The 20,493-nt window shown below is 64.0% G+C and carries 19 protein-coding genes; 4 read left to right on the top strand and 15 right to left on the bottom strand.

Translation table 11 applies throughout. The features are described 5' to 3' along the window. Window positions 1-9 precede the first annotated feature (9 nt). From GIW02_RS14710 to GIW02_RS14700, 3 genes are read left to right on the top strand one after another with little or no spacing between them, the layout of a single operon-like run. Window positions 10-852 (top strand): HAD family acid phosphatase, encoded by an 843-nt coding sequence (locus GIW02_RS14710; RefSeq protein ID WP_236415184.1) that lies wholly within the window; start codon window positions 10-12, stop codon window positions 850-852. A 9-nt stretch (window positions 853-861) separates the two neighbouring features. Continuing rightward, on the top strand, window positions 862-1,428 hold the full coding sequence (gene pnuC, locus GIW02_RS14705; protein ID WP_236415186.1) for a nicotinamide riboside transporter PnuC: 567 nt from the start codon (window positions 862-864) through the stop codon (window positions 1,426-1,428). 38 nt (window positions 1,429-1,466) lie between these two features. Continuing rightward, entirely contained in the window at window positions 1,467-2,201 is a 735-nt protein-coding gene (locus GIW02_RS14700) for a UTRA domain-containing protein (protein WP_236415188.1), read from the top strand. An 8-nt stretch (window positions 2,202-2,209) separates the two neighbouring features. Here the strand turns inward: GIW02_RS14700 and GIW02_RS14695 are convergent, their stop codons facing one another. The 3 genes from GIW02_RS14695 to gabT form a co-directional block, all read right to left on the bottom strand. Beyond that, window positions 2,210-2,698 (bottom strand): Lrp/AsnC family transcriptional regulator, encoded by a 489-nt coding sequence (locus GIW02_RS14695; protein WP_236415190.1) that lies wholly within the window; start codon window positions 2,696-2,698, stop codon window positions 2,210-2,212. Between the two features lie 45 nt (window positions 2,699-2,743). Next, complete coding sequence (locus GIW02_RS14690) at window positions 2,744-3,382, bottom strand: 2-haloalkanoic acid dehalogenase (protein WP_236421913.1); 639 nt, start codon at window positions 3,380-3,382, stop codon at window positions 2,744-2,746. Window positions 3,383-3,475: 93 nt separating this feature from the next. Beyond that, on the bottom strand, window positions 3,476-4,768 hold the full coding sequence (gene gabT, locus GIW02_RS14685; RefSeq protein WP_236418384.1) for a 4-aminobutyrate--2-oxoglutarate transaminase: 1,293 nt from the start codon (window positions 4,766-4,768) through the stop codon (window positions 3,476-3,478). A 193-nt stretch (window positions 4,769-4,961) separates the two neighbouring features. On the opposite strand from gabT, the gene GIW02_RS14680 reads away from it, so the two are divergent. Further along, window positions 4,962-5,888 carry a 2-hydroxyacid dehydrogenase gene (locus GIW02_RS14680; protein WP_236418395.1) on the top strand — a complete coding sequence of 309 codons (927 nt, stop codon included), beginning with the start codon at window positions 4,962-4,964 and terminating at the stop codon, window positions 5,886-5,888. A gap of 123 nt (window positions 5,889-6,011) precedes the next feature. On the opposite strand, the gene GIW02_RS14675 is transcribed toward GIW02_RS14680, so the two are convergent. The 12 genes from GIW02_RS14675 to GIW02_RS14620 all read right to left on the bottom strand — a co-directional run bounded on the left by GIW02_RS14675 (window position 6,012) and on the right by GIW02_RS14620 (window position 20,044). Beyond that, window positions 6,012-7,097, bottom strand: coding sequence for a tartrate dehydrogenase (locus GIW02_RS14675; protein ID WP_236418386.1), 1,086 nt, complete (start codon window positions 7,095-7,097; stop codon window positions 6,012-6,014). A gap of 20 nt (window positions 7,098-7,117) precedes the next feature. Further along, window positions 7,118-8,578, bottom strand: coding sequence for an NAD-dependent succinate-semialdehyde dehydrogenase (locus GIW02_RS14670; RefSeq protein ID WP_236418388.1), 1,461 nt, complete (start codon window positions 8,576-8,578; stop codon window positions 7,118-7,120). Window positions 8,579-8,695: 117 nt separating this feature from the next. Beyond that, complete coding sequence (gene argE / locus GIW02_RS14665; protein WP_236418389.1) at window positions 8,696-9,853, bottom strand: acetylornithine deacetylase; 1,158 nt, start codon at window positions 9,851-9,853, stop codon at window positions 8,696-8,698. Further along, window positions 9,853-11,004 carry an NAD(P)/FAD-dependent oxidoreductase gene (locus tag GIW02_RS14660; protein ID WP_236421912.1) on the bottom strand — a complete coding sequence of 384 codons (1,152 nt, stop codon included), beginning with the start codon at window positions 11,002-11,004 and terminating at the stop codon, window positions 9,853-9,855. Before GIW02_RS14660 ends, argE begins: the two co-directional genes overlap by 1 nt. After that, a complete protein-coding gene (locus GIW02_RS14655; protein ID WP_236421910.1) occupies window positions 11,001-12,377 on the bottom strand; it encodes an FAD-dependent oxidoreductase in 1,377 nt (458 codons plus the stop codon). Before GIW02_RS14655 ends, GIW02_RS14660 begins: the two co-directional genes overlap by 4 nt. Then, window positions 12,359-12,667, bottom strand: a complete 309-nt coding sequence (locus tag GIW02_RS14650) for a (2Fe-2S)-binding protein (RefSeq protein WP_236418825.1) — start codon at window positions 12,665-12,667, stop codon at window positions 12,359-12,361. The genes GIW02_RS14655 and GIW02_RS14650 overlap by 19 nt, the downstream gene beginning before the upstream one ends. Further along, the gene (locus GIW02_RS14645; protein WP_236418824.1) at window positions 12,664-14,505 is read right to left on the bottom strand and encodes an ABC transporter ATP-binding protein; all 1,842 of its coding nucleotides are present in this window, start codon (window positions 14,503-14,505) and stop codon (window positions 12,664-12,666) included. Before GIW02_RS14645 ends, GIW02_RS14650 begins: the two co-directional genes overlap by 4 nt. A gap of 1 nt (window position 14,506) precedes the next feature. After that, window positions 14,507-15,382, bottom strand: a complete 876-nt coding sequence (locus tag GIW02_RS14640) for an ABC transporter permease (RefSeq protein WP_236418823.1) — start codon at window positions 15,380-15,382, stop codon at window positions 14,507-14,509. After that, window positions 15,379-16,335: an ABC transporter permease gene (locus GIW02_RS14635; protein WP_122540759.1), complete on the bottom strand. Its 957-nt coding sequence runs from the start codon at window positions 16,333-16,335 to the stop codon at window positions 15,379-15,381. The genes GIW02_RS14640 and GIW02_RS14635 overlap by 4 nt, the downstream gene beginning before the upstream one ends. Before the next feature lie 13 nt (window positions 16,336-16,348). Next, window positions 16,349-17,986 (bottom strand): ABC transporter substrate-binding protein, encoded by a 1,638-nt coding sequence (locus GIW02_RS14630; RefSeq protein ID WP_236418821.1) that lies wholly within the window; start codon window positions 17,984-17,986, stop codon window positions 16,349-16,351. 95 nt (window positions 17,987-18,081) lie between these two features. Next, window positions 18,082-19,356: an NAD(P)/FAD-dependent oxidoreductase gene (locus tag GIW02_RS14625; protein WP_236418819.1), complete on the bottom strand. Its 1,275-nt coding sequence runs from the start codon at window positions 19,354-19,356 to the stop codon at window positions 18,082-18,084. A gap of 19 nt (window positions 19,357-19,375) precedes the next feature. Beyond that, window positions 19,376-20,044 carry a haloacid dehalogenase type II gene (locus GIW02_RS14620; protein ID WP_090406246.1) on the bottom strand — a complete coding sequence of 223 codons (669 nt, stop codon included), beginning with the start codon at window positions 20,042-20,044 and terminating at the stop codon, window positions 19,376-19,378. Window positions 20,045-20,493: the final 449 nt, after the last annotated feature.

Below are 20,493 nucleotides of genomic sequence, written 5' to 3'. Positions count from 1 at the left end.
TGAATGTTTATGCGTAATCTGATGTTTGCCAGTGTGTGCCTGCTCTCCACCGCCCTTGTCGGTTGCCAGCAGCGACCGCCCGCCAACGACCAACTGGACGCCGTGCTGTGGACCCAGACCTCCATCGAGCACGAGCTGATTTACCGCCAAATCTTCGCCAGCGCCACCCGTCAGCTGGACGCGGCCCTGGCTGACCCGAGCTGGGACGCCCTGCCCTTGCCCCCCCGCAACCTAAGCGGGCTGCCGCCGGCGGTGGTCGTGGATATCGACGAAACCGTGCTCGACAACGTGCCGCTCAATGCCCGCGACATTGTCAATAATCAGGTCTACGGCTACGACCGCTGGAACACCTGGGTCGACCAGGCCAAGGCCCAGGCCCTGCCGGGCGCCGTCGAGTTCCTGCAGGCGGCTGACAAGAAAGGCATCACCGTCTACTACATCACCAACCGCGAGCACAGCCAGGTCCAGGCCACGGTCAACAACCTGCGCCTGCGCGGTTTTCCGGTGGCGCGCAACGAACAGGTGCTGGCTGCCAGCACGCCCACCGGCCACTGCGAGCAGGCCGGCTACGGCAAGAACTGCCGGCGCCAATGGGTGGCCAGCCATGCCCGCGTGCTGATGCTGGCCGGTGATTCTTTCGGCGACTTCGTGCAGGCCGACCACAACACCCTGGCCGACCAGCGCAAAGCGGCCGCGCCGTACCTGGCCTGGCTCGGCCAACGCTGGTTCTTGTTGCCCAACCCAACCTACGGCAACTGGTACAGCGCGCCCTATGGCGACCAGGAAGCCCTGCCCTTCGAACGCAAGCGCCACTTCAAGCAACAGGCGCTGCAGCTAGAAAATCAGCCGTGAGATAAGCCTATGTCGCCACTCGAAATCGTCGCCGTGTTCTTCAACATCGCCGGGGTCTGGCTCACCGCACAGCGGGTGCGCTGGTGCTGGCCGGTCAGTGTGGTCGCGGTGTTGCTGTATGCCTGGATCTTCTTCGACGTGAAGCTGTATTCAGACATGCTCCTGCAACTGGTCTTCGCCGTGCTGCAGGGCTATGGCTGGTGGCGCTGGAGCACCGGGCGCATCGACGCGGGCAAGGTCCGCGTAGAGCGTCTGCCACCGCAGGCGGCGTGGCGGCACCTGTTGGCGGGGTTGATCGGCGCCGTGGCCCTGGGCGCCGTCATGCACCACTTCACCGACGCCGCCCTGCCCTGGCTCGACTCGCTGCTCACCGCCTTCAGCCTGGTGGCCAGCCTGTGGGCGGCGCGCAAATACGTGGTCAGCTGGTGGCTGTGGATTGTGCTGGACGCGGCCTACGTGGGCCTGTTCCTGTACAAGGACCTGCAGCTGACCGCCGCGTTATACGCCGGTTTTGTGCTGCTGGCGGCCTATGGTTTGCGGGCCTGGCAGCGTGACCTGCGCCAGCAGGAAGGGTAAAGTCAGCGCCACGTCATGCCTGCAAACGGAACCCCAGGATGCCTTTCGACCCCATTTCGCCGCATTACCAGCGCATCCGCGAACAAATCGCCAATGACATCGCTGCCGGTGTCCCCCAGGCCGACGAGAAATTCCCCTCCGAACGGGACATGATCGAACGCTTCGGCTGCACCCGCGTCACGCTGCGCCAGGCCTTGCAACAACTGGAGGCCGAAGGCCTGGTGTACCGCGAAAACCGCCGGGGCTGGTTCGTCAGCCCGCAGCGCATCCGCTACGACCCGACACGCATCAGCGGCTTTATGGACTACGTCAGCGCCCAGGGCCGCACGCCCCGCACCGAATGCCTGCACGCCGAACTGCGCCCGGCCGGTGCCTGGCTGGCCAAGCGCATGGGCCTGGCCTCGGCGGACGAACCGCTGTTTTTCCTGCAGCGCCGCCGGTGGATCGACCGCCGCCCGGTGCTGCTGGAATTCAACGCATTGCTTGCCAGCTGGTGCCCCGGCCTGCTCGACGCCGACCTCAACACTTCCCTGACCCAACTGCTGCGCGAACGGTTTGCGCGGGTGCAATCGCGCTGTGAACTGCAGATGCACATCGGCACGGTCAACGAACAACAGGCCGAGCTGCTGCAACTGTCACCCGGCTCCACCAGCGTGTACCTGGAACGCCTGAACTTTGGCGAAGCTGACCAGGCGGTGGAATTCGACCAGGAGTTCTGGCGCCCCGATGCCCTGTCGATCGTGATGGAAACGCGCTACCCCGGCACCCCGTGAGGCCCGACTCAGTGCCGCAGCAACTTGCGCAGCGGCACGCCGTCCTTGAGCACCGGCGATTTGATGACGATGTAGCTGAAGTACTTGGAGATGCCGATATTCTTGTCCAGCAGGCCCTCGACCACTTCCTGGTAATGCTGGATGCTGCGGGTCATGAAGCGCACCAGGTAGTCGTAGCCGCCGCTGATCAAGTGGCACTCGAGCACTTCGTCGACCAGGCGGATGTTGGATTCGAACTTGGCGAAGTCTTCGCGCTTATGGTCACTGAGGGTGATTTCGGTGAACACCGTGACCGAGTCGGTGATCTTGGCCAGGTTCAAATGCGCCTTGTAGCTGGAAATATACCCCGCCGACTCCAACCGCTTGACCCGCTGCAAACACGGGCTGGCAGACAAGCCCACGGCGTCGGCAAGGCTGACGTTGGTCATCCGGCCGTCCTTTTGCAGTTCAACCAGAATACTGATGTCGATCCGGTCCAGCTTGACTTGCCCTTCCATTGCGTACCTCGTGACTGCCGTTTATAAGACAATCTTCTAGCAAAATCAGCGCCGTAAAGACAGCTGATGCTGCGCCACCAGATCCGCCATGCTGTTAATGCAGTAATCCGCCGCACATGGCGAAGGCTGCCGCGCACGGTGGCGACCGATCAGGCAGCGGTCCAGGCTGCCCTGTGCACCGACCGACGGACGGGTGACATGCAGGATCGGCTGCAGGCCTTGCTCGTCGAGCCAGTGCGGTTCTTCGGCCAGCGAAACAAAGTCCTCCGCCTCGATCCCCAGGCGCTCGCACAGTAAGCCACGGTCCTCGGCGTCGCGGTCGCCGCGCACCAGCAGGCGATAGAACTTGCGCAGGTACAGCATCGCCCCCGGTGCGTCCTCGAACAACGACCAGTTGCCGGCCGACCGGGCAAAGCTCATGCCCTCTTCCCAGCTGGCGTGCAGCCCCCAGGCCTCGGCCAATTGGCGATGGGCAAAACACAGCACGCCACTAAAACCCAGCTCGGCGAAACGCGGGTACAGCGCCGCCACCACCGCATTGAATTCGGCCAGCACCGCCTCCCGTTGCGCCTGCCCGCCGCGGCTATCCAACAGCGGCTGCAACGCCGCCCAGACGCCCGAGTCGCGGTCCACCAGCACTTCATCGCAATCGATCAGCAACGCTCGATAATCTGTCAGTCCCATGCGGGTCAAGCCTCCAATGATGCAGTGAAGTCGCCCGTGCGCCATAACGGGTCACGGGCGGTACCGAAAACCGCGCCCGAGGCGGGCACGGGCTCAGTTCAAGACCCGTGCCAAGGCCGCGTCGAGAATCTGTACGGCTTCGTCGACCTGGGCCTCGGTGGCCACCAATGGGGCCAGGAAGCGCAGTACGTTGCGATGCACACCGCATTTGATCACCAGCAAACCACCGGCGCGCGCGGCGTCGATCACCTGTTGATTGAGGTCGGCGTCCGGGGTACGGGCCGGGTCGTCCTTGATCAACTCGATCGCCAGCATAAAGCCGGTGCCGCGCACGTCGCCGATCCGTGGGTAACGTGCCTGCAGCCCCAGCAACCCCTGGCGCAGGCGCTCGCCGAGCACTTGGCTGCGCGCGAGCAATTGTTCCTGTTCGAAGGCGTCGATCACCGCCAATGCCGCCGCGCAGGCCAACGCATTGCCGCCATAGGTGCCGCCGAGGCCGCCGGGCAGCGGTGCATCCATGATCTGCGCCTTGCCGACCACACCGGACAACGGCAGGCCGCCAGCCAGGCTCTTGGCCACCGTGACGAGGTCGGGTTGGATACCAGCGTGCTGGAAACCGAACCAGGTGCCGGTGCGACCGAAACCGGTCTGGATCTCATCGAGGATCAGCACGATGCCGTGCTTGTCGGCCAACGCGCGCAAGGCCTGGAGAAACTCGGGCGGCGCGGTGAGGAAACCACCATCGCCCTGCACCGGCTCGATGATGATCGCCGCCACGCGCTCCGGCGCCACCTGGGTGGCCAGCAACTCGTCGAGGGCCTTGAGTGCCACCTCGCTGGTCACGCCACGATAGGCGTTAGGGTATGGCGTGTGGAACACCTCCGGCGCAAACGGCCCGAAGTTCTGTTTGTAGGGTTGGCTCATACCCGTGAGCGTGGTGCCGAGCAACGTGCGGCCATGGAAGCCGCCACGGAAAGCGATCACCGCCGAGCGATTGGTGTGCGCGCGGGCGATCTTCACGGCATTTTCCACCGCCTCGGCGCCGGAGGTGAAAAACGCCGCCTTGTACGCCGCCTGCCCGCCGATCATTTCACACAGGCGCTGGGCCAGATCGAGGTAAGGCTGGTAAGCCACCACCTGGAAGCAGGCATGGGAGACTTTCTGCAACTGGGCCTGTACCGCAGCGACGACCTTGGGATGGTTGTGGCCGATGTTAAGCACGCCGATGCCGCCGACGAAGTCCAGGTAACGCTTGCCATCCACGTCCCACAACTCGGCGCCCTGGGCCCGGTCAATTACCAGCGGGTGCGCGGTCACCAGGCCACGTGGCACGAATTGTTCGCGCTGACGGAGCAAATGAGGGGTTTCGTCGACTTTGCTATTCATGGCATTTCCCATCGTGAGTCCGGCAACCGGGAAGCGGTTGCGATGTTGTCCAGATTACGGCGTGCGAGCAACGAACTACGCCGAACTTGGCCCGTGAGAAATTCGGATCAACTGTTTTGGCCCCGCCTTTCAACAGATCCTGCGCCGGGCTTGGGGGATGATGATCGCTACCCAAAACCTGCAGGAAATGCCCATGGCCTTGCTCTACAAAGCTGACCCGGTGCGCGGCCAACATTGGCAGGCACTGTTCGCCGAACACGCGCCGGATATCGAATGGCGCGCCTGGCCCGACATCGGCAACCCCAACGACATCGAGTACCTCGCCGCCTGGCAGGCGCCGGATGATATGGCGCAGTTGCTGCCCAACCTGAAAGTGCTGTTTGCGTTGTCGGCGGGGGTCGATCAACTGGACCTTGAACGTTTGCCTGTGGGCTTGCCCGTGGTGCGCCTGCTCGACCCGGGCATCACCCGTGGCATGTGCGAATACGCCAGTTGGGCGGTGCTCAGCCTGCATAGGGATATGCTGCGCTATCGCCAGCAACAGGTCGCGCGGTGCTGGCAGGCGCACCTGTTGCAGCCGGCGACGAACCGGCGCGTGGGGGTGATGGGGCTGGGCACCCAGGCCCAGCAGATCCTGGCAACCTTGGCTCCTCTTGGGTTTGCTTTATCGGGCTGGGCCCGCAGTGCCCACCAGATAGCGGGGGTAGACTGCTTTGCCGGGCACGCACAACTGCCGGCGTTTCTCAGCCAGTGCGACATTCTGCTCTGCGTACTGCCGTTGACCGAGCAGACCCAGGGCATTCTCGACCGCCAGCTGTTTGCACAATTGCCACGGGGCGCAGCGCTGATCAACATGGGGCGTGGCGGGCACCTGGTGGAAGAGGACTTGCTGAAAGCGCTGGACAGCGGCCAACTGAGCGGTGCGGTGCTGGATGTGCTGCAAGAGGAACCGGCGAAGGCGGACCACCCGTTCTGGGATCACCCGCAGGTTGTACTGACGCCGCATATTGCCGCCATGACCCAACCGGCGAGTGCGTTTGGGGTGTTGTTGGAGAATATTCGGCGATTTGAACGGGCAGAGCCAATGGTCGGAGAAGTGGATCGCCACAAGGGCTACTGATGCATGGAGATCAAAATGTGGGAGGGGGCTTGCTCCCGATTGCAGTGGGTCAGTGACAGATTTATCAACTGACCCACCGCCATCGGGAGCAAGCCCCCTCCCACATTTTTGACGGTGTTCGCTTTAGAGGTGGAGCCTTTCGGTAATCGCGGCGCCGACATCCTGAGTGGAGCCCTTACCGCCCAAATCCGGCGTAATCGGCCCTTCTGCAATCACCGCCTCAATCGCCTGCAAAATCCCATCATGGGCCGCCCGATACCGCGTATCCCCATTGCCAAGGAACTCCAGCATCAACGCCCCCGACCAGATCATCGCAATCGGGTTGGCGATGTTCTGCCCATAAATATCCGGCGCCGAGCCATGCACTGGCTCGAACAACGAGGGGAAGCGCCGCTCGGGATCGAGGTTGGCCGACGGTGCAATGCCAATCGTCCCGGCACACGCCGGGCCCAGGTCGGACAAAATGTCGCCAAACAGATTCGACGCCACCACCACATCAAAGCGGTCCGGTTGCAACACAAACCGCGCGCACAGGATGTCGATGTGCTGCTTGTCCCAGCTCACCTCGGGATAATTCGCCGCCATCAAGGCCGTGCGCTCATCCCAGTACGGCATGCTGATGGAAATCCCGTTGGACTTGGTCGCCGCCGTCAGCTTTTTACGCGGACGGGTCTGCGCCAGGTCGAAGGCGAACTTGAGGATGCGATCAACCCCGCGTCGGGTGAACACCGATTCCTGCAGCACGAACTCATGCTCAGTGCCTTCGAACATCTTGCCGCCCACCGATGAATACTCGCCCTCGGTGTTTTCGCGGATCACCACAAAATCGATATCCCCAGGCTCGCGCCCGGCCAGCGGGCACGGCACGCCGGGGAACAGCCGCACCGGGCGAATATTCGCGTACTGGTCGAAGTCGCGACGGAACTTGAGCAACGAGCCCCACAGGGAAATGTGGTCCGGCACCTTGTCCGGCCAGCCCACCGCGCCAAAATAAATCGCATCGAAGCCCTTGAGCTGCTCGAACCAGTCGTCGGGCATCATCTGCCCGTGTTCCAGGTAGTAATCGCAGTGGGCCCAGTCGAGCACTTCGATGCTCAGGTTCAGGTCCCAGATCTTCGCGGCCTGTTCCAGTACCCGTAGCCCCTCGGGCAACACTTCCTTGCCAATGCCATCGCCGGCAATCGCGGCGATTCTGAATGTCTTGCTCATGCTGCAGACCTCGCAAAAATTCAGTTCAACCCGCCGATATGGAAGGCTTTGACCTCAAGGTATTCGTCCAGGCCGTACTTGCTGCCTTCGCGCCCCAGGCCCGACTGCTTGATACCGCCAAACGGCGCGACTTCCATCGAGATGATCCCGGTGTTGAGCCCGACCATGCCGAACTCCAAAGCCTCGCCAAAGCGCCAGGAGCGCTGCAGGTCCTGGGTGAAATAGTAGGCGCCCAGGCCGTACGGCGTGGCGTTGGCCAGGGCCAGTGCCTCGGCCTCGTCGGTAAAACGCATCAGCGGCGCCACCGGGCCGAAGGTTTCTTCGTTGGCCAGCAGCATGTCGGCGTGACAGTCGCCCAGCACCGTGGGTTGCACGAACTGGCTGTCGCCCGTGGGGATCGCCCCGCACAGCAGCTGCGCGCCCTGGCTCAGGGCATCGTCGATGTGCCGTGCGACTTTTTGTACCGCCGCCGGGTTGATCAACGGGCCAATGCTCACGCCCTCCTCCAGGCCATTGCCGACCTTGAGCTTGCCCACCTCTTCCACCAGGCGCGCCGCGAAACGCTCGTAGATACCGGCCTGCACCAGGATGCGGTTGGCGCACACACAGGTTTGCCCGGCATTGCGAAACTTGCTCAGCATGACCCCGGCCACTGCCTGCTCCAGGTCAGCATCGTCGAACACGATAAACGGTGCATTGCCGCCCAGCTCCAGGCTCAGGCGCTTGATGTGCTCGGCGCTCTGGCGCATCAGCAGGCGGCCTACGGCGGTGGAGCCGGTGAACGAGATCTTGCGCACCGCCGGGCTGCCGGTGAGCGTTTCGCCGATACCGGTGGGCAAGCCGGTGACCACGTTGAACACCCCGGCCGGGATGCCGACGCGCTCGGCCAGCACCGCCAGGGCGAGCGCCGACAGCGGCGTGAGGTCCGACGGTTTGACGATGATCGGGCAACCGGCGGCGAGGGCCGGCGCGCATTTGCGCGTGATCATCGCGTTGGGGAAATTCCACGGCGTGATGGCGGCGCACACGCCCACCGGCTGCTTGAGGGTCAGCAAGCGGCGGTCGCCACTCGGCGCCGGCATGGTTTCGCCGTAGACCCGGCGCGCTTCCTCGGCGAACCATTTGACGAAACCGGCCCCGTAGCGGATCTCGCCCTTGGCCTCATTGAGCGGCTTGCCCTGTTCCCAGGTCATGATCAGCGCCAGGTCGTCGAGATTGTCGAGCATGGCCTGGAACCAGCGCTCCAGCAGCGCCGCACGCTCCGCTGCGGGGCGTGCGCGCCAGGCGGGCCAGGCACGTTCGGCGGCGGCAATGGCGCGGTGGGTGTCCACCGCGTCCATGGCCGGTACGCGCGCCAGCAAGTGGCCGGTGGCGGGGTCGTGGATGTCCAGGGTCGCGCCGCTGTCGGCAGCGATCCACTGGCCATCTACATAGGCGAGTTCAGCCAGGAGGCTGGGGTCTTGCAAGCGAGTATTGAGCATGGTCGAGTCCTGATCCGAGACACGCTCCAGTCTAGGGAGGTGCCACGGACGAGGATGCCGAAAGCGCGGTTAAAGCAGCGTGCCGTGCTGAAATTCAGCCCAGGACGGCAGGCTCTGCTAGGCCGTCAGCGAACCGAGCAAACCCTGTAGAAAGCGTTCACCCGCGTCCATCTGGCTGATCTCGATAAACTCATCGGGCTTGTGCGCCTGCTCGATGGAACCCGGCCCGCAGACCACCACCGGCACGTCCAGGCGCTGCTTGAACAGGCCGCCTTCGGTGCCGAACGAAACCTTGGAGGTCGCGGTGCCTGGCGCGGCGAATTGCTTGAGAAACCGTACGGCCTCGACGCTGGGGTGGGTGTCGAGACCGGGGTAGACATTCACTGTTTCGATCTCGATGGCCGCTACGCTGGAGAGCTTTTGCGCCTCGCGCACGATCACCTCGGCGCGTTCACGCATTTGCTCCAGGAACTGGTCCAGATCATCGGCTGGCAGGTTGCGCACTTCGAAATCCAGGGTGCACAGGTTGGGCACGATATTCAGCGCCTTGCCGCCGACAATCTGCCCGACATGCACGGTGCTGTAAGGCACGTCGTAGTCACCGTCCTGGGCGCCGTGTTGTTGCAATTGCTGCTGGCTTTCACGCAGCGCGGCGATAAAGTCGCAGGCCACATGGATGGCGTTGACCGAACGCGGCGCCAGGGACGAATGGGCTTCCTGGCCACGACAATAAGTGCGGTACGAGCCCTTGCCCTTGTGCCCCAGCACGAACTGCATGTTGGTCGGCTCGCCGATCACACACAAAAACGGCCGCACCGGCGCCAGGTGCAGCACGTCGAGCAGGCGCCGCACGCCGACGCAGCCGATCTCCTCGTCATGGGACAGGGCCAGTTGCAGCGGGCGGTTCAACGTGTGGCCGGCGGCGTCGAGCATGGCGTCGATGGCCAGGGCGATAAACCCCTTCATGTCGCAGCTGCCACGCCCATAGATGCGCCCGTCCTGCACGGTGGCGGCGAACGCGGGAAAGGTCCACGCCTGCCCCGCCGCCGGCACCACGTCGGTGTGCCCGGACAACAGCACGCCAGGCTGGTCCTTGGGCCCGGTGCTGGCGAACAGGTTGGCCTTCTTGCCGCTTGCATCCTTGACGATCAGCGACTCGATGCCCTGGGTCAGCAGCAGGTCGCGCACGTACTCGATCAAGGCCATATTCGACTCGGACGACACCGTGTCGAACGCCATCAGTTTTTTCAGAATATCCAGTACACGGGGTTTCATCAGGCCTGGCTCCGTTGCGCGGCGGGAAGGGCAAAGCGGGTAATGGAGAACGGCGCGATCGGCGTGCTGGTGGCGCCAGTGCTGAGCAACTCGGCCATCACATCGCCCACACCCGGGCCGAGCTGGAAGCCATGGCCGCAGAAGCCAAACGCGTAGAACAGGCCGTCGACGGTGCCGCTGGCGCCCATTACCGGCAGCGAATCCGGCAGGTAGCCTTCGATGCCGCTCCATACGCGGATGATATTCAGGTTGCCCACGCCTGGCAGCAGGCGGCGCATCTGGCTGATCTGGTTGACGATACTGCGCGGCTCCACGTAGGCGCGGCGGTTGAGCATGTCGGGTTTGCTGCGGTAGCCGCCGCCGATCACGATATTGCCCCGCGGGATCTGGCGAAAGTAAATCACTTCCTCGGGGATCTTGGTGTACACGCCGATGACCGTGGGCAAGGCATAGGGCACCGGCTCGGTCACCGCCATCTGCGGGCCGTGGGTGTCGAGCGGCACCGGCTCGCCGAATTGCGCCGAGAGTTTCTGGCCCCAGGCGCCGGCGGTGATCAACAGCTGCGCGGCCTGGAACTGGCGGCCGTCGGTGGTAGTGACGTGGAAGTCGGCGCCCCGCTTCTCGACCTCGGCGACTTCCGTGCGCTCTTCGATTTGCGCCCCCAGGCGAATGGCCGCGCGGGCAAATGCCGGGGCCGCCAGACGCGGGTTGGCGTGGCCATCGTGGGGCGCGTAGGAGCCGCCCTTGACGTCCGGGCCAAGGAAGCCGAAACGCCGGTGCAGCTCGGCGCCACGGTAGATTTTCAGGTCCAGTTGCGCGGCTTCCGGTGCGGCGGCGTAGGCCTCCAGCTCGGCGATTTCATCTTCGCGATAACACACGCGCATGTGCCCACTGGGGATAAATTCGAGGTCATCGTCGATCAGCTCCGGCAGGCGTTTCCACAGCGCCCAGGAACGGTTGGCCAGCGCCAGTTGGCCAAGAAAACGCCCTTGCCGGCGCACATTGCCGAAGTTCACGCCGCTGGCGTATTGGCCGATCTGGTCACGTTCCAGCAGGATCACCGACTGCCCGCGACGACGCAGGAAAAACGCGGTCGCCGCGCCCATCAGGCCACCGCCGACGATCACCACGTCTGCTTTTTGCACGCTCATGGCGCAACCTCCTCGGTGAGCATCGACAAGGGTTTTACCGGTGCCTGGCCGCGCTGGCGACCGACCTCCTGCACCTGCACACCGGCTGCAGCGGCAATCACCTCGGCCCCGGCCTGGGAGCAATAACGGCCCTGGCAACGGCCCATGCCGACACGGCTGAAGGCCTTGGCGCGATTGACTTCGCAGGCGCCCTTTTCACGCACCGTGCGCCGCAGTTCACCGGCGCTGATCATTTCGCAACGGCACACAATGGCGCTGTCGGGCAGCGTCTGGGCCTGCTCGCTGGGCCAGGGGAACGCCTGGGCCAGGCCGAGGCGGAACTGGTCCATCACCGCCAGCGCTTGCTGTTGCTCGTCACGCAACCCGGCGTCGACCGGCTGCTGCAGGTCTTCCAGCAGTGCCAACGCGACCAGACGCCCGGCGTGCTCGGCGGCATCCGCGCCACGAATTTTCGCGCCGTCACCGGCCGCATACACGCCCTTCACCGAGGTGCGCCCGGCGGCGTCCGTGGCCAGCCACCATTGGCTGGACGCCTGGTCGAACGCCATGGCGCACCCAGCCAGATCGCCCAGCTGGGTTTCCGGGCGCAGGTGGTAACCCAGCGCGACGGCATCGGCCTGCACCGTTTCGGTCCGCCCGCTGCCCGTGGTGAACCGCACGCCCATCACGCCATTCGCCGCATCGCCGAGCACTTGCAACGGCTTGATGCCCAGGTGCACCGCGACCTTGGCCCGGTACAGTTGCGCCAACAGCTTGAGCCCGGTGAACAGCACACCCGGCCGCGCCAGCAGCTTGGGCAATGCCTTGATCCGCAGGCTCAGCGGCGAGGTGTCGAGCACCGCCGCCACCTCTGCACCGGCTTTTATGTATTGGCTGGCGACCAGGTAGAGCAACGGCCCGCTGCCCATGAACACCACGCGATGGCCGATGGACACGGCCTGGTTTTTCAGCGCGATCTGCGCGCCGCCGAGGCTGTAGGTGCCCGCCAGTTGCCAACCCTCGATGGGCATCAAACGGTCGGTGGCGCCGGTGCAGAGAATCAGCGCGTCGTAATCCAGCGTGCAGTGGCGGCCCTCGCTGGCGCAGCACAACTGCCCCGGCGTGAGGTTCCACACCAGGGTGTTGGGGCGGTAGTCGATGGCGCCGCGCAGGCGGTCGAAACTCTGGTGCAGGTCCCAGGCCTTGGCGGCTTCAGTGCCATACAGGGTGGTGTAGTCGCGGGTGAAACCCTCGGGCTGGCGACGGTAGATCTGCCCGCCGTCGCGACGGTTTTCATCGATCAGGATCGGCTTGATACCGGCCGCCAGCAAGGTTTCGGCGCAGCGAACCCCGGCCGGTCCGGCGCCGACTATGACTACCCGTGCAGTGGCCATGTTGCCTCCGGTTGTGTGGTGACAATATCCAGCCCGTCGCGGACTTCATTGGAGCAGGCGCGCAGGCGTTCGCCGGTGCGGGTCCACACCCAGCAGTCCTGGCACGCGCCCATCAGGCAAAAACCGGCGCGGCGCCCGTTGTCGAATTCGGATTGGCGCAGGGCGTTGCCCTGGGTCAGCAGTGCGACCATCAGGGTATCGCCCTGCAACGCTTCGATGGGTGCGCCATCCACGGTCAGGCTGACCGTCGGCCGGCCCTGTTCGGCCAGCCTCACAAAACGCCCGTTCATGCGTAGGCTCCCAAGCTGATAGTAGTGACGCCCTGCTGGGTATTCAGCAACTGGGCGCTGTCGTGGTGACACAGGATTTCACCGCCGTTGTCCAGGCGGCGGCGGCTCGGCGCGGTGCGGTTGCACAGGCCGTCGACGCGCACCGGACAGCGATTGAGGAAGGTGCACAGCTCGGGCACGTTGGCGCGCTCGCCAATCGGCGGCAGCGCGCTGCTGGTGGCGCCGCAGGTTTCCAGCCAGCCCTGGCGCAGCTCAGGCACCGAGTGAATCAACAGGTCGGTGTAGGGGTGGAACGGCGGCTCGGCAAACGACTGCCGGCTGCCGGCCTGCACCTTGTGGCCGCTGTACATCACCACAATGTCGTCGCACAGCGCGCGCACGGTGGAGATGTCGTGGCTGATAAAGAGGTAGGACACGCCCAGTTGCTGGCGCAGGTCGCGCAGCAGTTCCAGGATGGCCGCGCCCACCACGGTGTCGAGGGCCGAGGTGACTTCGTCGCACAGGATCAAATCAGGCTTGGCGGCCAGCGCCCGAGCCAGGTTGACCCGCTGCTTCTGCCCGCCGGACAGCTCGTTGGGGCGGCGCTCGGCCAGGTCACGCGGCAGGCGCACCAGGTCGAGCAGTTCGCCGATACGCGCCTGCAAGGCGGCGCCCTTGAGGCCGAAATACATCTTCAACGGACGGCTGAGGATGGTTGCCACGCTGTGCATCGGGTTGAGTGCAGTGTCGGCATTCTGGAACACCATCTGGATGCGTCGAAATTGCTCCGGCGTACGCTCGGACAGGCTGCCGCCCAACGGTTCACCGTCGAACGTCAGCCCGCCGATGGCCGGGGTCAGCAGCCCGGCCACCACACGCGCCAGGGTGGACTTGCCGGAGCCCGACTCACCGATCACGCCGATGGCCTGGCCGCGACGCACGCTCAGGTCAATGTCTTCGAGCACCCGAATCGCGGGCATGCCCTGCATGTTCTTGTTGCCGTAGCCTGCGGTCAGGCCAGTGATGGTCAGCAACGGTACGTCCTGGGCCAGCCCGCAGGGCGCACGCAACGTGGTGTCTGGCCGGGCAGCGGCCAACAGGCTGCGGGTGTACTCGTGGGTCGGGGTCTTGAGCAGCGGCGCCGTGGCGCTCTGCTCGAGGATTTGCCCGCCGTTGAGCACCACGATCTGGTCGGCCATCTGCGCGACCACGGCCAAGTCATGGGACACGTAGACCGCCGTCGCGCCACGTTCGCGCACTACACGTTTGAACGCGCGCAGCACGTCGATCTGGGTGGTCACGTCCAGCGCGGTGGTCGGTTCGTCGAGCACGACCAGCAGCGGGTCGCTGATCAACGCCATCGCCGCCATCACCCGTTGCAGTTGCCCGCCGGACACCTGGTGCGGGTAGCGCCGACCGATGCGCTCGGGGTTGGGCAGCGCCAGGTCGCGGAACAGGCCGATGGCCTTGGCCTCCAGTGCGGCGCGGGTGCCGAGGCCATGGATCAGGGCGCCCTCCACCACCTGATCGATAAGTTTTTTCGCCGGGTTGAAGGCCGCGGCGGCGCTCTGGGCGATATAGGACACGCGGTTGCCACGCAGGCCCTGCAGCTGTTTTTCACTCAGCGCGAGCATGTCGTGTTCACCGACCTGCACCACCCCGCCGGACAAACGACAACCGCGCCGCGCATAGCCGAGCAGCGCCAGGGCGATGGTGGTCTTGCCCGAGCCCGATTCACCGATCAGCGCCAGCACTTCGCCTTTTTCCAGGGCAAAGCTCACGCCTTTGACGATTTCTACCTCGCCGTGCTCGCCACAGGCGACCACGCGCAGGTCTTCGACGCGAATTAATTCGCTCATATCAATGGCCTCCCGTGCGTCGACTACGTCGTGAAGACAGGTAGTCGATCAACAGATTCACACCGATGGTCAGCGTGCCGATGGCCAGGGCCGGAATGATGATCGCCATCGCGCCCTGGTTCAGGCCGCCGATGTTCTCGCGCACCAGGGAGCCCAGGTCGGCGTCCGGTGGTTGCACGCCAAGCCCAAGAAAACTCATACCGCTGAGCAACAATACGATGTAGCCGAAGCGCAGGCCCAGGTCGGTCAACACCGGGTTGAGCATGTTCGGCAGGATCTCGACGCACGCCACGTAGAGCCGGCGTTCGCCGCGCGTGCGTGCCACTTGCACGTACTCCAGGGCCTCAATGTTCACCGCCATGCTGCGCGCCACGCGGAACGAGCCCGGGATATAGCTGATCACAGCGGTGCAGATCAGCAGCGTGACTGATGAGCCAAAGGCCGACACCATGATCAACGCGAGCATTTTGCTCGGGATCGAAATGAAGGCGTCCATGATGCGGCTGATGATTTCGTCCAGCCACTTGGGCGAAACCACCGACAGCAGCGCGCAACCGGTGCCAAAGGTGCTCGCCAGTAACGCCGCGACCAGCGCCAGGCCAACGGTGAACCGGGCGCCTACCAGCACGCGGCTGAGCATGTCGCGGCCCAGGTAATCGGTGCCGAACGGGTGCGCCAGGCTGAAGCCTTCAAAAATGTTATCGGACACCACCTCGCCCACCGGGTGGGGGGCCAGCCACGGGCCGAACAGCGCCACCAGCAACCAGGCCACGCACACCACGGCACCCAGCAGGCCCAACCAGGACGGCGCGCTGGAAACCTTGGCGAGTGCCAGGGCGGAAGACACAGGCTTTGACTTCGCAATGAGGTTGTTCATTGGTTTCTCAGCCTCGGATTGGACAGGATTGCACACAGGTCGGCGAGCAGCACCAACGCCAGGTAAGCCGCGCAGAACAGCATGGTGCAGGCCTGCACCAGTGCCATGTCGCGGTTGGTCACGGCATCGACCATCAAGCTGGCAATGCCGGGGTAGTTGAAGATGGTTTCGACGATCACCACCCCGCCCAACAGGTACGAGAGGCTCAAGGCGATGGCATTGGCAATCGGCCCGATGGCATTGGGCAACGCGTGGCGCAGCACAATGCGGATCGGGCTGACGCCTTTGAGGCGGGCCATTTCCACGTAGGGGCTGTCGAGCTGGTCGATCACGGCGGCGCGGGTCATGCGCGCCATTTGCGCGACGATCACGCAGCACAGCGTCATCACCGGCAAGGCATAGGTGCGCATGAATTGCAGCGGTGAGCTGATGTCACTGGCGTAAGACAGGGCCGACAACCAGCCGAGGTTGACCGCAAAAATCAGCACCGCCAGGGTCGCCACCAGAAACTCCGGCACCGCGACCATGGCCAGGGTGACAAAGCTCAGGCAGCTGTCAATGCGCCCGCCCCGGCCCATCGCCGAACCGATGCCCAACACCAGGGCCACCGGCACCGAGACCAGCGCCGTCGCACCGGCCAGCATCAGGGTATTGGGCACACGGCCCGCCATCAGCTCACCCACCGGCATGGCGTTGGAAACCGACACGCCCATGTCACCGGTGAGCAGGCTCATCAACCAGTGCAGGTACCGCAACACACCGGGCTGGTCCAACCCCAGTTTCAGGCGCAGTGCCGCCACCTGTTCAGGGGTTGCGAACTGGCCAAGGGATTGTTGCGCCGCGTCCCCCGGCAGTACAGCCGTGATCGCGAACACGACCATGGACACGATCAACAAGGTCACGACCCCTGCGCCCAGGCGCCGGCCGATCAACCACAGTGTATTGCTATTCATCGTACTGCCCTCCTCAAGCGTCCAACCACACCTGCTCGGCAAACATGTAGCCCATGAAACCGCCCAGCGGGTTGCTGTCATAGCCCTTGATGCGTTGGTCGACGCCGTCGATGTTGCTGATGAACACCGGGATGCCGATACCGCAGTGGTCATGGACCAGGGTCTGCATGTCGCCATACATCTTGGCGCGTTTGGCGTCGTCGGTTTCGCCTCGGGCCAGCATCAGCAGTTGGTCGAACTGATCGTTCTGCCAGCCGGACTCGTTCCACGGCGCCTTGGACTGGAAGAACTGCGAGAACATCACGTCGGCATTCGGCCGTGGGTTGATGTTGCCGAAGCTCAACGGGTGCTTCATCCAATGGTTGGACCAGTAGCCGTCACTCGGCAGGCGGTTCACGTCCAGCTTGAGGCCGGCCTGTTTCGCCGACTGCTGCAACAGCACGGCGATGTCCACCGAACCGGTGGCGGCAGGCGACGCCATCACGGGCATGGTGATGCTTTCCATGCCGGCCTTCTTGAGCAGGAATTTGGCTTTTTCGGGGTCGTAGACCGTCTGCGGCAAGTCGCTGTTGAAGTAACGCGAACCGGGCGCAATGGGGTGGTCGTTGCCGACGACGGCAAAGCCACGGAACACTGCCGACTTGACCTGCTCACGGTCCAGCAGCAGTTTCATGGCCTGGGTGAAGTCCGGATTCTTGCCGGGCAGTTGGTCCTGTCGAATGATCAAGTCAGTGTAGTTGCCGGACGGCGCATCGACGACCCGGTGCTTGGCGCTCTTGCCGATACGGTCGGTGGAGCGCGGGTTGACCTCGTTGATCATGTGCACGTCACCCGACAACAGCGCGTTGACCCGCGATGGCTCGTCGGCGATGGCGATGAACTCGATCTCGTCGAGGTACGGCAGGCCGGGTTTCCAGTAGTTCTTGTTGCGCACCGCCACCGAGCGCACGCCGGGCTTGAATTCACCCACCGTGAACGGCCCGGTGCCGATGCCTTTGCTGAAGTCGGTGGTGCCTTCGGGAACGATCAACAGGTGCGACACGGCGAGAATCGATGGCAACTCGGCGTTGGGCGCGCTGAGGCGGATCTGCACCTCGTTCGGCCCGCTGGCCTTGACCTCGACGAACTGCTCCATCAACGGCATGACCTTGGAGCCGGTCAGCGGGTCTTTGTGGCGACCCAGGGAGAACACTACGTCGGCGGCGGTGAGGCTCTTGCCGTTGTGGAAGGTCACGTCTTTGCGCAGGGTGATGGTCCACACGGTCGCATCGCTGTTGTCGATGCGCTCGGCGAGTTCCAATTGCGGCACCAGGTGCTTATCGAAACGGGTCAGGCCGTTGTAGAACATGTAGTGACGGGCATAGTCGGTGGACAGTGCGCCCTTGGCCGGGTCGAGGGTGTCGGCGGTGGAACTGGACATGCCGGCGACACGAATCTTGCCGCCGGGCTTGCCCTTGCCCGCTGCGACTGCGTCATCGGCGAACACCTTGCCGGCAACGCCAAACAGGCTGCCCGCACCGGCGGCGGCCACACCGGCCACGCCGAGCATTTGCAGCGCGTTACGGCGCGACATGCCGCGATTGAGGCTTTCGAATACCCGCAGGCTTTCCTGACCGGAAATAAGCTCGGGGATGTTTTTGTTGTCAGTCATAGCAAGGCTACCTGTCGATAATCGGAAGAATCGAGTGCTCACGGATGTCCGGAGCGTCCTGGAAACACAAACGACGGTGACGCAACAACGGCAACTCAGTGCAAATAGTCCTGGAAGCGGTAATAGGCGCCCACGAACGGCAGGAACCAGGGCTTGCCGAAATGCCCGGGGATCGCTGGCCATTCCAGCTCGCGCCATGGATTGGCCGCGACATTGCCGGCCATGACCTCGGCCATCACCTGGCCCATGTGCACCGACATCTGTACGCCATGGCCGCTGTAGCCCATGGAGTGGAACACGCCGCCATGCTGGCCGGCGCGGGGCAGGCGGTCGGACGTCATGTCCACCAGGCCACCCCAGCAGTAGTCGATCTTCACGCCCGCCAACTGCGGGAACATGTTGAGCATGGCCGCTTGCAGCACCTTGCCGCTCTTGGCGTCGGAGACGCTGTCGGACATCGCAAACCGCGCACGCCCGCCAAACAGCAGGCGGTTATCCGGGGTCAGGCGAAAATAGTTGCCGATCATGCGGCTGGTCACATAGGCGCGGTGCTGCGGCAGCAATTGGTCGATCAGCGCCTGGGGCAAGACTTGGGTGGCGATCACAAAACTGCCCACCGGCACGATGCGCCGACGGTACCAACCGAGGTCGCCATGCTGGCAGGCGCCGGTGGCCAGCAGCACTTGCCCGGCGTGCAGCGAGCCCTTGGCGGTGTTGACCTGATAACCGCCGGCCTGGGCCTTCCAGTCCTTGACCTGGGTGTGCTCGTAAATCATCGCGCCACGCCGCGCCGCCGCCTCGGCCAAACCGACACCGAAGCGACCGACATGCATCTGCACGCCATTGCGTTGCAGCAAGCCCCCATGGAACTGCGCCGAATTGACTTCAGCGTGAGTCTGCGCAGCGCTGAGCAGTTCGACATCGGCATCCACCTCCCGGCGGATCAGCTCGCAGGTGCGGGCCAGGCCTTCATAGTGCAGCGGCTTGGCCGCCAACTTGAGCTTGCCGTTGCGCACCATGTCGCAGGCGATCCCTTCCTGCTCCACCAGTGACACCACGGTGTGCACCGCACTTTCATAGGCCTGGTAATACGCACGCGCCTTGGCGGCCCCGAGGCTGGCGTGCAGCCCGGCATAGTCCTGGGCCACCCCGGTGTTGCACTGCCCACCGTTGCGCCCCGAGGCCTCGCCGATCACCCGCCCGGCATCCAGCACCACCACACTGGCGCCCTTGAGCGCCAACGCCCGCGCCGCCGCCAGGCCGGTGAACCCACCGCCGACCACAGCCACATCGACCTGCTGGGGCAAACCGCCCAGCTGGGCACCGGTAAACGCCGGTGCGGTGTCGAGCCAATAGGATTCGCTGCCCATGTCTTACCCCTTGTTTGCGTTACAGACCGACCAACGCCGGCAGCCCACCGATATCGGTGATTTGCTGATAACCGTAGAACGCATTGGCCGGCACTTCGTGACCACGGGCAACGAAGGCCTTGTTTTTGATCTTCATGTCATGCGCCGGCATCAGGTCATAACGGAAGCTGGAAGACACATGCAAGATGTCTTCCGGGCCGCACCCGAGGTTGTCGAGCATGAACTCGAAAGCCGCCAGACGCGGCTTGTAGGCCTGTGCCTGTTCAGCGGTGAACACCTTGTGGAACGGCGCACCGAGCTTGTCGACGTTGGACATGATCTGGCTGTCGCTGGCGTTGGAGAAAATCACCAGGGGGATCTTGTCGGCGATCTTCGACAGGCCCGCCGGCACATCCGCATGCGGGCCCCAGGTTGGCACGGCGTCGTAATACAGTTGGCCTTCCTCGCGATAGTCGATACCCCAGCGCTTGCAGGTACGGGCCAGGGCGGTCTTGAGGATTTCGTCGTACGGGCGCCAGTCGCCCATGACCTGGTCGAGGCGGTAGGCCGAGAAGTCCTTGACGAACTGGTCCATCTGTTCGGGCTTGATGCGATCGGCGAACAGCTCGCGGGTCATGGTGCCCATATGGAAGTTGGTCAGCGTACCGTAGCAGTCGAACGTAATGAATTTGGGACGAAGAAAGCTCATTGAGTGCGGTCCTGAAGTCAGTTGAGTGTGGCAAGCGTTCGCTGCCCTGGCGGCGCGTCGGCCTCGTTGCAGCACAGCTTCATTACACCACTGTGAAATCAGCATATGCCGTCTAAAACGACCTTCACTCAATACAAACCACCGTTTTGGTGGCTGGGCTCAGCAGACTTTGCGGTGCGCGCCAGGCTTGGGCAAGGCCTTTGTTTGTGCGCTTTTAGGGGGCTTTTGGGGGGTGAAGCGCTTTAGGATGGGGCTGTGGGCGGCAGAAAGTGTGGCTGGGGGATTGGGGGGCATATCCGTTGTTGGGGTCATGGCTGATATTGGTTCCGCTCTTACAGCGGGTCACTTTTGGAAAAGAGCCCCAAAAGTAACCAAAAGGGCTCTTGCCCCAACACTCGGCACCTCGCTCACGCTCGGTGTGCCCTCACTCCGGCTTTGGAGCGTGGGCC

The organism is Pseudomonas syringae, assembly GCF_021606685.1.
In the GTDB taxonomy this organism is placed as follows: domain Bacteria; phylum Pseudomonadota; class Gammaproteobacteria; order Pseudomonadales; family Pseudomonadaceae; genus Aquipseudomonas; species Aquipseudomonas syringae_R.
This window is presented reverse-complemented; position numbering and strand designations above follow the sequence as displayed.